Below are 13,899 nucleotides of genomic sequence, written 5' to 3'. Positions count from 1 at the left end.
TGCTAGCCATATAAGACGTTTGAAGCCTTAGAGGTTTGAAAGATGCAAAAATTAAACCATCAGCAAACCTGCTTCTTTCCAATCGGCCCACGTTTCTGAAGCTAGCAGCTTGTCGGCGCTTCCCAGCCCGGCTCGTTCATAGTCAAACTGAAACTGGCGGTAGGTCAGCGGGCTGGTAGCTTGTGTACTAAGTTTCGGCCACATTGTCGTCAGCCAGTCGCCTAGTTCAACCGGCATATCGATAACCACATCGTCTTGTCGGCGCGACAATAGCAACTCAGCGCGTTCGACAGTTCGTTTCCCCTGTTTAATCTGAATGCGGTCGAGACTGGGTGCATGCCCGGGCCAGACTAGCAAGGCATTGGCGCGCGGTTTAGGTACGTCTGGTTCGGCAATGGCCCGGTCAATGTAGGTGCGGGGAATAGAGGTAGGCGGGATTGGAAACGGGAACCACTTTTTCAGGGGAAAATCTAGGCCAATACCGTGCATGAAGTTAAAGAGTGACTTACGCAGCCCTTCGCTGAATTGCTCATGATCGGCGCCCAGGGGGTCATCGTGGTACAGGTCATTATCGGCGAACGGACCCATCTCAGGACCAACGCGTTGCACATCAAATTGGGCTGGCTGCAAACCAACGGGTGAATGAGCGGTCATGGCGAATCGATGCCAGAAGCCGGACTGCACCACACCAGCGGCAAACAATTGCCGCACCATTTCGAGCGAGTCGATGGTTTCCTGGGCGGTCTGCGTAGGAAAACCGTACATCAGGTAAGCGTGCACCATAATGCCGGCTTGCGTGAAATGATCGGCCACCCGGGCTACCTGCGCTACGGTCACGCCTTTCTGCATGCGGGCCAGTAACCGGTCTGAGGCTACTTCAAGCCCTCCTGATACGGCAATGCAACCTGATTGTTTCAGCAACTGGCATAAGTCAGCGGTAAAGGCCGACTCGAACCGGATGTTGGTCCACCAAACGATTGTCAGGCGACGGCGGATTAGTTCGAGCGCCAGGTCACGCATGAGGGCGGGTGGGGCGGCTTCATCCACAAAATGAAAACCATGTTGCCCGGTCTGCGCAATGAGCGCCTCAATACGATCACAAAGTAGGTTTGCCGTAACCGGCTCATAACGAGCAATGTAATCGAGCGATATGTCGCAGAAGGAGCATTTGCCCCAGTAGCAGCCGTGCGCCAGCGTTAGTTTATTCCAGCGGCCATCGCTCCAAAGGCGGTGCATCGGGTTGGCTACTTCAATGACCGACAGGTACGTATCTAGGGCCAGGTCACTATAGTCGGGCGTACCTACTTCGCGCTGTGGTACATCCTTATCAGTAGCGCCGTTCGCATAAATGACCCGCCCCTCCGCATTGAGGAGAAATGTACGCTTTAACGCATTCTGCGGACGATGACCCCGAACGTACTCGAGAAGAGAACGAAGCGGGGCTTCCCCGTCGTCGAGGCTCACAAAATCGACGTACCTGAACAGACGTGGCTCTGCCAGGCTGCGGAGTTCCGTATTGGCATAGCCCCCGCCAAGTACAACCTGTACGCCTGGATAGGTTTTTTTTATATGCTGTCCACAAAGTAAAGCACCGACCAGGTTGCCGGGAAACGGTACGGTGAGACAGACTAGTTTGGGGACGTACTGCGTCATTTTTTGATCCAGTAGCGACAGCAACAACGTACCTATTAGTGAAGGAGCTTCCTGCAGGGCTGCGTGTAGTTCATCAAAATGCGTTGCCGATCGACCCAGACGTTCAGCGTAGCGACTGAATCCGAAATGAGGATCAATCGCCTCTACAATTAAATCGCTGATGTCTTCCAGGTACAGTGTCGCCAGGTGGCGGGCTTTATCCTGTAACCCCATCGTGCCGAACGCCCATTCCAAATCGTCGACTTCGGCGAACCGGCTGGCTTCCGGTAAGTAACTCCGGCCGGTGATGGCGTGGGCTAGTGTAGGGTTTTTATGCTGCAGAAACCGGATGGTCGGGTCGATCGTCGCCGTGTAAGCTTCGCGTAACCTACTGATCCGCTGGCTGTTTTCTGACAGGCTAATTCCCTGGGCTACAGCTGTATCAACTGCCGAAAACAAGGTGTTCAGACCAGCCGTAGAGAATAACGCCAAAATGGTGTCGATACCCAAATCAGCCTGATGCACAACAACCTGCCCATCGTCCCAGGCAAGTGTATTCAGGTACCCTTTCAGGTAAGCCGTGGCCGGGTAGGGCGTGTTCAATTGAGTAAACGGAGGAGTAAGCAGCAGAACGTTGGTCAGCACTGGAAGTCGGGGTTGTTACGATTACCAATGAACAACGATCAGGGCACAATGGCTCCATACCATGAAAAGAAGCGAGTGGGACGATTACCGGCAATTGGCTGTTTGCAGGGCGATTGCTTTGGCATCACCCGCCAGTTTACCCCGGCTCCAGGCTTCACAGGCGGCCACCTTATTGCCGGCCAACTGGTGTGCCTCGCCTAGATATGCGTATAGGTTCTCGACCGATGGGTCAAGGCTTTCCGCCTGTTTGAGCGCCGTGAGTGCGTCGGATGCTTTTTTCTGACGAAGCCAGTAAATGCCCAGGTTACGCTGCGCCCAGGCATTTTGTGCGTTGAGTCGAATGCTTTCGCGCAGCAGAGGCAGGGCCTCGGCATCCCGGTTCAACAGGAGCAGAATATAACCTTTGTTGTTGAGGTAAAATGGCTGATTAGGCTTCTGGCTTAGCGCTTTCTCTATTATAGGCAGGGCCTCGGCAACTTGCTGATTCTGGGCCAGTAACAGCGCTTTGTTGTTGAGCGCTTCGGCCAGTTCAGGATTGAGCGCCAAGGCTTTGTCAATATCAGCGCGGGCGTCGGCGTATTGTTTCTGGGCAAAAGACAGGGCCGCCCTGTTCGTGAGTGCTTCAACGTTACGGGCGTCGAGGAGCAGCGCTTTGTCGAACGCAGCCTGCGCCATGGGTACGTTGCTTAAGCCCGCATAAGCTTCGCCCAGCCGGGTTTGGTAAAAGGTCGAATCCTGATACGTTTTTTGAATGGTGAGCAGGTCGGTTAGTGCGCGTTGTGGGTTATTCTGGGCTAGATAGGTGTCGGCCCGGTTGAGATACGCAGCCTCAAACTCCTTGTCTGTTTCAATTGCTTTGCTGTAATCGGCCAGGGCATCTTCGACCTGCCCATCGCGGAACTTAGCTAGTCCCCGGTTGCTGTACGCATCGGCGAAGTCAGCCTTTTTATTAATAGCTTCAGAATAAAACCGAATGGCTTCTTTATACTCCCGCTTCTGAAGTTGGACATTACCCCGTAGAAAAAACTGGGCTGCCTCGTCGGTATCTGAGGACGAACAGGCGATCAGGAGAAGCAAAAAACTGAACAGGATGAACGGATAACTCCGGCTTGACATCAATATCATAGTTTACGTTAGTGAACGAACAGGCAAATATACCCTGAACGTACTGCCTTCTCCGGATTTACTGCTGGCAGTGATGGCACCATCGTGTTGTTCAACTATTTTTTGGCAGATAGCCAGGCCTATTCCAGAGCCTTCGTAGCGGTTACGGCCGTTTAGCTGCTGGAATATCTGAAAAATCCGGTCGGTATACTTTTGATCGAACCCGATTCCGTTGTCATGCACAGAAATTTCGTGGAAATAAGCAATCGGTGGTTTCTGTCCAGCCGTCCGCCTATCCGAACTCGAGCCGGCAGGAAGCGCTTCGCTCGCAATAATCCGGCTTGTGATAGTGATGGTAGGCGTAGTACCTTTTGGGCAAAATTTAACGGCATTAGCGAGAATGTTCTGAAACAGCTGGCGCATTTGCGTTGGCTCAGCCAGCACCGTTGGCAATTCACCGATTGTCAGTATGGCTTTACTCTGATACATAGAGGACCATAGTTCTTCAGCCGCTAACTCGTTGAAGAGCTGAGTCAAATCGACTGCACGTGCCTGTTCCTGTTGTTTCCCAATGCGAGCATAAGCCAGAACATCCTGAATAAGTAACCGCATTCGGATAGCCGAAGCATTCATGCGCCGGATAATGTCAGTAACGTCGGTATTAAATTGGTCGGCATACTGCGTATGCAAGAGATTGGCGAATGAAGTGAGCTTTCGCAGTGGCTCCTGGAGGTCATGGGAAGCGATATAAGCAAATGATTCCAGGTTTTCGTTCGATCGCTTCAAATCAAGGTTCGTTTGTTCGAGTTGCTGCCGATAGGTGCGTACAGCTGTACTATCCTGAACCGCCACCACAATGCCGTCGCCAAAGCGCGCCACCGAAAAATCGAACCACCGGTCGCCCCAGGGCACATCCATTCGGGTAGATGTACCGGTTTTCACCACTTGCTTGTACGCTCTGAATAGCGGTGTGTCTGCAAGACCAGGGAAATAAGTCGAAATGCGGCGGAACTGCACTTTGTCGATAGAGCTCTGAAGCAAATCGGCAGCTACCTGATTCAACTGGGTCATTCTAAAATCGATGATCTCTCCGGCTTCATTCCGAATGGACTGGTGCACCACGATCGAGGCGGGTGTTGTATTCATCACCTGCTCGAGCAATGCGGCCTGCTGTTGCTGAGCCATCTCGGTTTCTTTCAGGGGCGTAACATCGGAGTAGGTGTACATGATACACCCCTCTACACAACTGAACGTCCCGTCGAACCAGCCCTTCATGCCAAACTCTTCATAGGCAAACGTGATGCGTTTTGTCTGATTGGTTTCAACGGCCTCTGTGTAGTAGCGAAACAACTCTGAACCCTGCCAGCCGGGAAAGAGATCATTGATTCGGGCACCGGTCATTTCGTCTACTGTCCGCCCGGTAATGCGGGCATTATAGTCATTCGTAAGTACGAATTGAAAATCTATGATTCGGTGGTGCTCATCACGAATGGGGCGGGCCAGCACGAGGCCAGCCTGCATGTTGTCGACTACCTGCTTCAGGATGTGCGGCGGGTGATCGATCATCTTTCCGGTTGAATTTGCTTCTGGCTCTTTCCGATACGTTAGCTGAATACACTCATCCTGCCTGGCCGCTCTAACCACGTACCTGACCGTTAAGTCTGTTCCTGGCTGGGTGTAGGCCAGCTCGAACTGAACAGGGCGGTCATACTTCAATACGACAGCCAGTTGGCTGCACAGAAATGCAGCATCGTTGGCGGGGAATAGCTCATATACAGAGCTACCGATAACGTGCGCTGGTGCCTGTCCCCCTGATTCTGGTGTAGATGAGTCAGCACTGATCAGGATGAAGTCAGTTGGTTGCTCATCCGGATTACTCGTGCTCCTGTATATGGCTTTGCCGGCTGGCGATGGGTGATCTCCCAGTTCACGGCCAATAAAGTTGATGTTCATGCCATCGGTATTAACGAACGTGACGGATGGGTCAACTCAATAACGGGAGCCAATGCGATTCGTTGGCACCAAACATACTAATTTTAGGGGCCTGTAGACCGGTTAGAGACCAGAAACGGAATACTACTTACGCAGTGGTTGTTTCGTATCGCTTACCGGCCGACCCTACATCAGACTAACTTGAGTCAACCGTATTTTCCCCTACGCCTATGCGTTATTTGAAAGATATCGCCCATTCACAGTTAAAAATAAGCCTTTATGCCTGGAATAGTAAGTATATCATCAAGATTGAAGCGGGTCCTTATGAACAAACCTATAAGGTAGCCGAATTTGATCTGACTGGCCCTGATGACGTGGAGGAACTGCTGACCGAGACTTTTTTAGCCACTGTGGCCGCTCGTTTTCAAGAGATGGATGCTGACTGGACTGCATCGCTCAATAATCTGGATTAAAAAAAGGGTGGCTATTCCGGAAATAAATCCTGTGTAGCCACCCTTTTTTTAAAATTGCCAATCAGTTATTTGCTGTACAGCCACTTAGCATAGAGTGCCTTCTGCTTCTCGGTCTGATTAGGAAGGGCTTCGAGCCGGTAATTCACCAGTGGATTCGTGCCCAACTGAACTGATAGTTCACGGGGCTGACCACCCCGGTTGATCGCGAGTCGCACTGTTTCTCCGGTTTTTTTACCGGCTAGTTGTTTTGATAATTCATCCGAAAGCCGATTGCCATCGATTGCTAAAATAACGTCGCCAACGTTGAGGCCTGCCTGTTCGGCCGGGCTTCCCCGGCGTACCGAGGCAATAACCTGCCGGGCCGCCGCCGGGTTGGGCGAAGGTGCTACGGATGCGCCGAAGAACCCGTCGGTTGAGGGGGGACCCACATTCACGAGGCGTAGGCCTACCGGGGCAAAGTACGTATCGTAGTCGATGGTACCGGTGCCGTTGACACCTTTATCGAAGAAGCCGGCGAGCGATGTACCAGCCACCTGCTCAGCGGCCCGCCGAAATTCATCATCGGTAAAGCCACGCTTCAGTTTCTTGTAATAGTCGCTGTACAATAGCCGCAGTAAATCATCCATTGACCGCTGCCCATTGCTGCCCGACAAAATAGCCAGGTTTAGCAACGTACCCAGCACCGATCCTTTAGAGTAGTAGGAGATGGTGCTGTTCGATGAGTTTTCGTTGGGCCTGTAATTTTTAATCCATGCGTCCCAGCTTGCTTCAGCCACCGTTTGCACCTGGTTGCCCGGTTGGTTTTCGATCCCCGTAATATCGCCCGCTACAATTCGGAGGTACTCTTCCGGTGTGTGGAAACCCGCTCGGCGAAGGATATAATCTTCATAGAAGGACGTGCAGCCCTCCGATAGCCAGAGCATATGCGTGTAGTTCTCTGTTTCGTAGTCGAATGGGCCGAGAGCAATGGGCCGAATCCGTTTCACGTTCCAGAGGTGGAAATACTCGTGCGCAACCAGCGTCAGGAACCCTTTGTAGTTACGGTCTGTGGCGTACGCATTCAGGGTTGTTTGCAGGGTGGTTGAGTTCAGGTGTTCGAGGCCACCGCCGGGTTGACCTGTGTGGTGAACCAGAAAGGTATAATCGGTACACGGCTGCTCGCCAACCACCGTAGCGGCCGTTTCGCACACCCGCTTGTAATCGGCGGCGAGTTTTTCGGCGTTGTACTCCAGCGGGCCATTAGCAAACATGGCCACGGTGTGGGGTACGTTCGAGGCTGTGAAGCTAAGTATCGTGTGATTGCCAATTTCAATCGGCGAATCGACCAGGATGTCGTAATTGGGTGCCTCGTAAGTAAACGGCGCATTGGCCACCGCTTTCATGCCCGTCGATACTTTTTTCCAGCCCGTAAATGGATTGATCTGCACCGTTAACGGCTGATTTTTCAGCGGATCACTATACAAAAAAACACTAGCTCCGTTCAGGTAGCCGTGCTGATCGTCGAGGTAGCTGTTGCGAACACTGAATTCGTAGGAGTAAACCCGATAATGAACCTGCACATCATCGCTGTTGGTGTACACCCGCCAGGTATTCTTATTGATTTTGTCTGATTGTACGGGCTGGCCACCGGCTTTGGCCGTAAACCCTTCCACGTTTTTAGCATACTCACGGATCAGGTAGGAACCGGGCGTCCAAACGGGCATTTTTAAATCCAGGTAGCCGTTTTTACGGGCGTTGGTTGCAGAAGCTGCATTTTGAAGCCGCATATCGACCTCAAAATAGTGGGTTTGTGGTTGCGGCATCGCCAGCGTATAGCTGATACGAGCCATAGCTGCTTCTGTTGGATCGGTGCTTTTCAGGCTATCGCCCGTGTTTGCTGCAGATGAAGAGGGTACGGGATAAAGTGCCAGGCCGGTGCATAGTGTTCGTTGGATCAGCAGTAAAATCAGAACTAGCAAGCGTTTTTTCATACGGAAAGACCAGTACATTCGTTGAAACAATCGTAGTATGGGTAAGTTTATTTGGCGACAACGGGATAACAAATCCGGTTTGGTCAGCTAAACTACAACCCTTTCTCTTCATTACACAACCGTTAATCGGTTCTATGCATCCAGCATCTCACCGCGTTTTGGGGGCTTTATGTGTGGTCGCCGGGTCACTTGTGACTCCGTCCCTCATAGCTCAACGAACGTTAACCTACACCGAACCCGATCTGCACTACCGCAATGGGGTTGAACTTTTTGAACGAAGCAACTATGCTGCAGCCCGCTCTGAGTTTGAGCGATACCTGAATCAGCGCCGACCGTTGCTCAACACGTCTGGTACACCCGCTGCCGGGTCACCCTCGGCTGATCCGAACGCGGTATCAGCCGAATATTACATGGCGCTTTCCAGTTTGTATGCCGATCAGCCGGGTGCCGAAGCACTGGTCGATCGTTTTGTGCGCAACCATAGCGAGAACCCCAAGGCGGGGCAACTCTATGGGGATTTGGGTTTGTACTATATGAGCCGGCAGGATTTTACCAGCGCGATCACGTACCTGCAAAAAGCCGTAAACCAAACAAATACCGCCGCCAAGCAACGGGATTATCAGTTTAATCTGGCGCTGGCGTACTATAATACCCAGGACCTGGCTCGTGCCCTGCCATTACTGAATGCCGTAAAGGCCGATCCCGATTACGCGAATGCAGCGGCAGCCTCGTACTACGCTGGCGTGATCAATTTCCGGAATGGCCAGTATAACGAGGCGGTCAGCGATTTTCGCCGCATCGAGAACAACCCTACGTACCAGAGCGATGTACCCAATTGGTTGGCACAGGCATACTATAAACAGGGGCGCTACGATGAGCTGACTGCCTACACCGAACCGCTGCTGAAGCGGAACACCGGGCCTGCCCTGGCTGAGGTTGCGTTGTTTACGGCGGAGGTGTACTACCGGCAGGGTCAGTACGCGCAGGCTATTCCGGCTTACAAACGGTATCTGGCCGCCAAAGGCGCAACGGCTCCCGCAGCGGTGAAGTACAGGTACGGTCAATCGCTGTACAAAACTGGAAATTACACCGATGCCATTACGCAGTTGAAACCAGTTGCGGCCGGTAAAGACACGACAGCTCAGTACGCAGCCTATACGCTTGGCATCAGTTACCTGCAGACAGACAATCCATCGTATGCCCTGACTGCCTTCGATCAGTCGGGCCGGCTGGCTTTCAATCCGTCTATTCAGGAAGAGTCTCGGTTTACGCACGCCAAGCTGCAACTTGATCAGAAGCGAGGGTCGGAAGCGATTTCCGAACTAAACGATTTTATTAAAAAGTACCCGGACAGCCGTTTTGAAAACGAAGCGAACGAGTTGGTAGGGGAGGCGTACCTGGCGTCGAACAATTACCCGGCCGCGATTGCTTACATTGAGAAACTGAAAAACCGGACGGCGCGTATCAACGCGACCTACCAGCGGTTGACCTTCAACCAGGCGGTAGCTGATTATAACGCGGAGCGATATCCGGCGGCCCTGATCAATTTCAACAAATCACTGACCGTGTCGGGCGATCCGGAATTGAAATCGGGGGCTACTTTCTGGAAAGCGGAGGCATTGTCTGCCCAGAAAAAATGGGCCGAGGCGATCCCGCTCTATTCGCAGGTACGTTCGGGTGAGTATGGCCAGAAAAGTCTGTATGGACTTGGTTACGCTTTCTACAACCAGAAAGACTATACCAAAGCTCTTGGTTATTTCCGGGAGTATATCAAGGCTGCTGCCGGCAGTACTGACCCGACTGTCGGTGATGCCTATATTCGGTCGGCCGACTGCCTGCTCGCTACAAAGCAGTACAACGAAGCCATGAAGGCCTATGACCAGGCCATTGCCACGGGGCGTGCCGACTCAGACTATGCCACTTACCAGAAGGGCGTCATCTTGACCTACGTAGGTCGTGACGCGGAGGCAAAAGCCCTGTTCGACCAGGTGCAGCGGAACCCGTCATCGCGTTACGCCGATGATGCGCTGTTCCAGACGGCAAATGTTGATTTCGAAAAGGGAAGCTTTGCTGCTGCTGTGGCTGGTTATTCTAAACTGATCACCTCGCGGCCCAATAGCTACCTGTTGCCGGCTGCCTTGTTGAAACGCGCTGTCGCTTACGCGAATCAGCAGCAGTATGATCCCGCAGTGGCCGACTACAAACGCATTCTGGATGACTATGGTACCTCGCCTCAGGCGCAGAGTGCCCTGCTGGGTCTGCAAAACACCCTCGACGATGCCAACCGTACCGACGAATTCTCAGATGTGCTGGGTAAGTACAAGCGGAGTAACCCGGGGAGTACTGATGTCGAGAAAGCAGAATTTGAAAATGCGAAATCCCTCTATTTTGCCGAGAAATACCCACAGGCACTGAAGGCATTCCAAACGTTTTCGCAGGAATACCCCAATAGTCCAAGCCGCAACGAGGCCCGTTATTACGGAGCCGACTCCTACGCGAAGACGGGCGACGTACCTGCGGCCCTTCGTTTGTACGGCCAACTGATTCAGGAAGGTAAATCGACATTCGCCGTGAAGGCAGCCAGCCGCGCTGCGGAACTGGAGCGTCGTCAGAAAAACTTCCCTGGCGCAATCAAAAATTACCAGTATGTCTTGTCCCGTTCGAACGAGCGAACCGATCAGGTTACGGCGCAGCTGGGTATGATGGATACCTATTATAGTTATAAAGTTGACTCGGCGGCTGTTATCGCCCGTCAGATCGTGACGGCAGGTAACGTGGTCCCGGGGGCTCAGAACCGGGCGCAGCTGATGCTGGGTAAAGTAGCGTTGTCGAAAGCCGACTATAAAACGGCTACGACAGAATTTGAAAAAACTATTGCGCTGGCCAAAGACGTCAGTGGTGCCGAAGCGAATTACCTGATTGGCGATGCGCTCTACAAGCAGAAGAAGTATAAAGAATCGATTGCAACGCTGCTTCGTTTCAACGAACAGTTCGATGGCTTTGAATTCTGGAAAGGCAAAGCGTTCATTCTGGTGGCTGACAATAATGTAGCCCTTGGTGAAACCGCGCAGGCAAAAGCCGTGCTGACGTCGATCATTGAAAATGCCGCTGAAGCCGAGATTGTTGCCGAAGCGAAAACCAAGTTAGCCGCCATCGAGACGAAATAGCCCTATGTCACGTACCTACAAATCGCTGTTTCTGAGTGTGTTCGCCTTATCGGTGGCCCATGCACAGCAGCCCGGACGAATTGAAAATCAAGAAATTACGGTCGAAAAAAGCCGGCGGATCGAGTTGCCGCCTGCTGATCGTATTCAAAATAAGATCCCATCGCCCAAAGCCAATACCGACGCTAAAAAGCTGACCTATGAGTTTCAGGATCGAAAATTGACCATCGGTGACCCCCGTATTCAACCAACGGTGTTGCCTTTGACCGCTACCAAAGCTGAGGTACCGACTGCCTTTACCAATTACGTAAAAATTGGCGCGGGGAATTACAATACGTTTTACGGTGAGGGCTTTTATGGCCTGACCACAGAGAGCGGCCTTGGCGTGGAGGCATCGGCCCGGCACCTGGGTTCGGGCATTGGGCCTGTCGACGGGGCCAATTCAGCTCAGCGGGAAACACGCCTTGATGTAAAAGGAACCTACAATACAGATCTGTTTAAGCTGACAGGAGGTTTGGGTTTTGAGCAGGAACGCTATTTCTTTTATGGCTATCGCCCGCAGTTTCTGGATGGTAATCGGCTGGTCCCAAATCGGGATTCCCTTCGCCAGCAACTGAGCACGTTTCGGGTGAACCTGGGTATCGAAAACAACGGGAAAGACCAAACGCTGGACTACGCGCTCAAGACGAGCCTGACAACACTGAAGGATGCTTACCGGGCGTCGGAAACGGATTGGGCGACGAATTTGCAGACGTCACTGGCCATTACCGACAATGTAATTGCGCTGCTGAATGCCGACGCGTACATCACGCAACGTACCGATCAGGAAATCGATAACCGGAATTTGTTCAGACTTCGCCCGGCGTTCCGCTACACGTCACCAAAACTGACTATTACAGCCGGATTGAATGCCGTCAACGAGACCGATAAACGGTTGGGCATCAACAATACCCTTGCTTTTCCTGTGGCAAATGTTGACGTTGTCCCTGCCGGAAACATTCACTTCTTCGCAGGTGTCGATGGTGATATTGTCCGGAATACGCTCCGTAGTTTTTTGAGTGAAAACCGGTGGATGGCCCCCAATCTGGTCTTAGCTAACACTGTTAAGTCGTATGATTTGTATGGCGGATCGAAAGGGCAGCTCGGTAATGGGTTCAATTTTGAGGGTAAAGTATCCTATGCCCGTTACCGTAACTTCTATGGGATCAATAATTCGTGGCCCGATACGTCAAAGTTCTTTGCTGTATATGATGGAGGCATCGCGCATGTGTTGACTATCTCGGGGCAGCTTGGCTACTCGCTAAACGATCGCTTTACGTCGACCCTGAAAGGAGACGTATTCCGTTACGATCTCGATCGGCTCGATGATGCCTGGGGACGGCCCCGGGCGACGGTACAATGGCTGAATAGCTACACGCTCAACAAGAAGTTATTTGTCACGTCTGACCTGTACGTCAACACTGGCATACGCAATAAGAACTTCGTGACAAACGAGGTGGTACAACTCCCTGTCATATATGATCTGAATCTGAAAATCGATTATTTCCTGGGAAAACAGCTGTCAGCGTTCGTATCGTTAAATAACATCTTCGGTCAAACCTACCAGCGGTATTTGTATTATCGCGTACAGGGGCTTAACTTTCTCGGAGGAATTTCGTACTCCTTCTGATTTTACTTTCAAGACTGACTATGCAACCCATCGGCGATTACCTGAAAAAGCTGCTGTACCAATACGATTGTATTGTTGTACCTACGCTGGGCGCTTTTCTGACTCACTCGGTTTCGGCTTCTTTCAATGAAGCAACGGGTCAGTTCCTGCCGCCACGCCGCAAAGTTGCGTTTAACGAAGCACTGATGCTTGATGATGGCATCCTGCTGAATTACGTTATGCTTCATGAGGGCATCACGCGCGATGAGGCACTTCGCGGGATCAACGCGTTTGTGGCTATGCTCAAGGAACAAGCTCATAAAATGGGGAGCTTTTCGATAGAGGGGTTGGGCTTATTTTCATACAACGCTGAAAATCGATTACAGTTTGATCCAGAGTTGCGCCATAATTTTCTTGGCACTACGTATGGTATGCAACCGGTGATGCTTGCCAGTAAGGTAGTGCATCTGGCTAAACCGGTCGTCGCTGTTAAGCCGTTGCCTGTTCAGGAAGCTGCGGTTCGCCAACTGCCGGCCACTGCCTCTGTTTCTACAACGGCGCTTGCCACGACTACAGAAGCGGTAGACGGACAGGTTCTATCCATGCCAGTTCGTCGGTCGGCTATCGTATGGCGCTGGGCCGCTGCGGCGCTTTTGGTGGGCTCATTGGGCGTAATCAGCTACTTCTCGGTCATTCGCCCCGGCGATCCGCTTCAAAGCAGTCTGAATCCGGCTGCGTTGTTTCGCGTCCCCTCTTTTTTGCTGAATGAATCTGCCGAGCCAAGTGAGCCAGTTGCCCGCCCGATGAAAAAATCGGTTGAGGTGCTCAAACCGGTTGAGCCTGTAACTGTTACTCCCATACCATCTGCTGCACCGGTACCCGTTGCCGTAGCTTCGTCTAAGGAGGCGGCTGCTCCTGCTAAAGAAAGTGTGCGGAAGACAGAGGTCTCTGCTGTTGAGCCAAGTAATGTATCTTCGTCGGCTGTTGATGCGTCACCAGCGGTAAAAACTAACTTCACCGTTATTGCCGGAAGCTTCGCCAGTCGCCGTAATGCGGTTCGGTTTCAAAAGCGCCTGGTGCGAGCGGGGTATTCAGACGCCTACATTGTACAGGGACGTGGCTTAATCAAGGTAGCCGCTATTGGTACAGAATCGCTGTCGGAGGCGGAAGGTGGTATTGATTCATTGCATTCATTGACGGGCATTACACCCTGGATCATGCGAAACGATAAGTAAACAGTGATTTACCTGTTATAAAAGGCGACCATACGGTTGCCTTTTTTTATGTTTGCACTATTCCGTATATAACGAAAGGCGATTGCCAGTCGTTAG

The 13,899-nt window shown here is 52.0% G+C and carries 8 protein-coding genes; 4 read left to right on the top strand and 4 right to left on the bottom strand.

Annotated elements, in window-relative coordinates; genetic code table 11:
* Positions 1 to 51: 51 nt before the first annotated feature.
* The 3 genes from F7231_RS19920 to F7231_RS19910 form a co-directional block, all read right to left on the bottom strand.
* The gene (locus tag F7231_RS19920) at positions 52 to 2,277 is read right to left on the bottom strand and encodes a B12-binding domain-containing radical SAM protein (RefSeq protein ID WP_166693282.1); all 2,226 of its coding nucleotides are present in this window, start codon (positions 2,275 to 2,277) and stop codon (positions 52 to 54) included.
* A gap of 84 nt (positions 2,278 to 2,361) precedes the next feature.
* A complete protein-coding gene (locus F7231_RS19915) occupies positions 2,362 to 3,402 on the bottom strand; it encodes a tetratricopeptide repeat protein (RefSeq protein ID WP_166693281.1) in 1,041 nt (346 codons plus the stop codon).
* A 3-nt stretch (positions 3,403 to 3,405) separates the two neighbouring features.
* A complete protein-coding gene (locus F7231_RS19910) occupies positions 3,406 to 5,334 on the bottom strand; it encodes a PAS domain-containing sensor histidine kinase (protein ID WP_166693280.1) in 1,929 nt (642 codons plus the stop codon).
* Between the two features lie 209 nt (positions 5,335 to 5,543).
* On the opposite strand from F7231_RS19910, the gene F7231_RS19905 reads away from it, so the two are divergent.
* Complete coding sequence (locus F7231_RS19905; protein WP_085413894.1) at positions 5,544 to 5,786, top strand: hypothetical protein; 243 nt, start codon at positions 5,544 to 5,546, stop codon at positions 5,784 to 5,786.
* A gap of 65 nt (positions 5,787 to 5,851) precedes the next feature.
* Here the strand turns inward: F7231_RS19905 and F7231_RS19900 are convergent, their stop codons facing one another.
* Positions 5,852 to 7,756 (bottom strand): M61 family metallopeptidase, encoded by a 1,905-nt coding sequence (locus F7231_RS19900; protein ID WP_166693279.1) that lies wholly within the window; start codon positions 7,754 to 7,756, stop codon positions 5,852 to 5,854.
* Between the two features lie 134 nt (positions 7,757 to 7,890).
* Here F7231_RS19900 and F7231_RS19895 point away from each other — a divergent pair, with 134 nt between their 5' ends.
* Genes F7231_RS19895 through F7231_RS19885 form a run of 3 tightly spaced genes read left to right on the top strand, consistent with a single transcriptional unit; the run spans position 7,891 to position 13,803 of the window.
* The gene (locus F7231_RS19895) at positions 7,891 to 10,923 is read left to right on the top strand and encodes a tetratricopeptide repeat protein (protein WP_166693278.1); all 3,033 of its coding nucleotides are present in this window, start codon (positions 7,891 to 7,893) and stop codon (positions 10,921 to 10,923) included.
* A gap of 4 nt (positions 10,924 to 10,927) precedes the next feature.
* Positions 10,928 to 12,589 carry a TonB-dependent receptor gene (locus F7231_RS19890; protein WP_166693277.1) on the top strand — a complete coding sequence of 554 codons (1,662 nt, stop codon included), beginning with the start codon at positions 10,928 to 10,930 and terminating at the stop codon, positions 12,587 to 12,589.
* A 20-nt stretch (positions 12,590 to 12,609) separates the two neighbouring features.
* On the top strand, positions 12,610 to 13,803 hold the full coding sequence (locus F7231_RS19885) for an HU domain-containing protein (RefSeq protein WP_166693276.1): 1,194 nt from the start codon (positions 12,610 to 12,612) through the stop codon (positions 13,801 to 13,803).
* Positions 13,804 to 13,899 lie beyond the last annotated feature (96 nt).

The sequence above is a fragment of the Fibrivirga algicola genome (assembly GCF_011742925.1).
GTDB classification, from domain to species: Bacteria; Bacteroidota; Bacteroidia; order Cytophagales; family Spirosomataceae; genus Fibrella; species Fibrella algicola.
The sequence above is the reverse complement of the archived record's forward strand: the minus strand, read 5'-3'. Positions and strand labels throughout refer to the sequence as shown.

Bases quoted from the DNA above. Each gene is read 5' to 3' on its own strand.
- F7231_RS19915 (WP_166693281.1), bottom strand. From the start codon at position 3,402: ATGATATTGATGTCAAGCCGGAGTTATCCGTTCATCCTGTTCAGTTTT.
- F7231_RS19885 (WP_166693276.1), top strand. From the start codon at position 12,610: ATGCAACCCATCGGCGATTACCTGAAAAAGCTGCTGTACCAATACGAT.
- F7231_RS19890 (WP_166693277.1), top strand. From the start codon at position 10,928: ATGTCACGTACCTACAAATCGCTGTTTCTGAGTGTGTTCGCCTTATCG.
- F7231_RS19910 (WP_166693280.1), bottom strand. From the start codon at position 5,334: ATGAACATCAACTTTATTGGCCGTGAACTGGGAGATCACCCATCGCCA.
- F7231_RS19895 (WP_166693278.1), top strand. From the start codon at position 7,891: ATGCATCCAGCATCTCACCGCGTTTTGGGGGCTTTATGTGTGGTCGCC.
- F7231_RS19905 (WP_085413894.1), top strand. From the start codon at position 5,544: ATGCGTTATTTGAAAGATATCGCCCATTCACAGTTAAAAATAAGCCTT.
- F7231_RS19900 (WP_166693279.1), bottom strand. From the start codon at position 7,756: ATGAAAAAACGCTTGCTAGTTCTGATTTTACTGCTGATCCAACGAACA.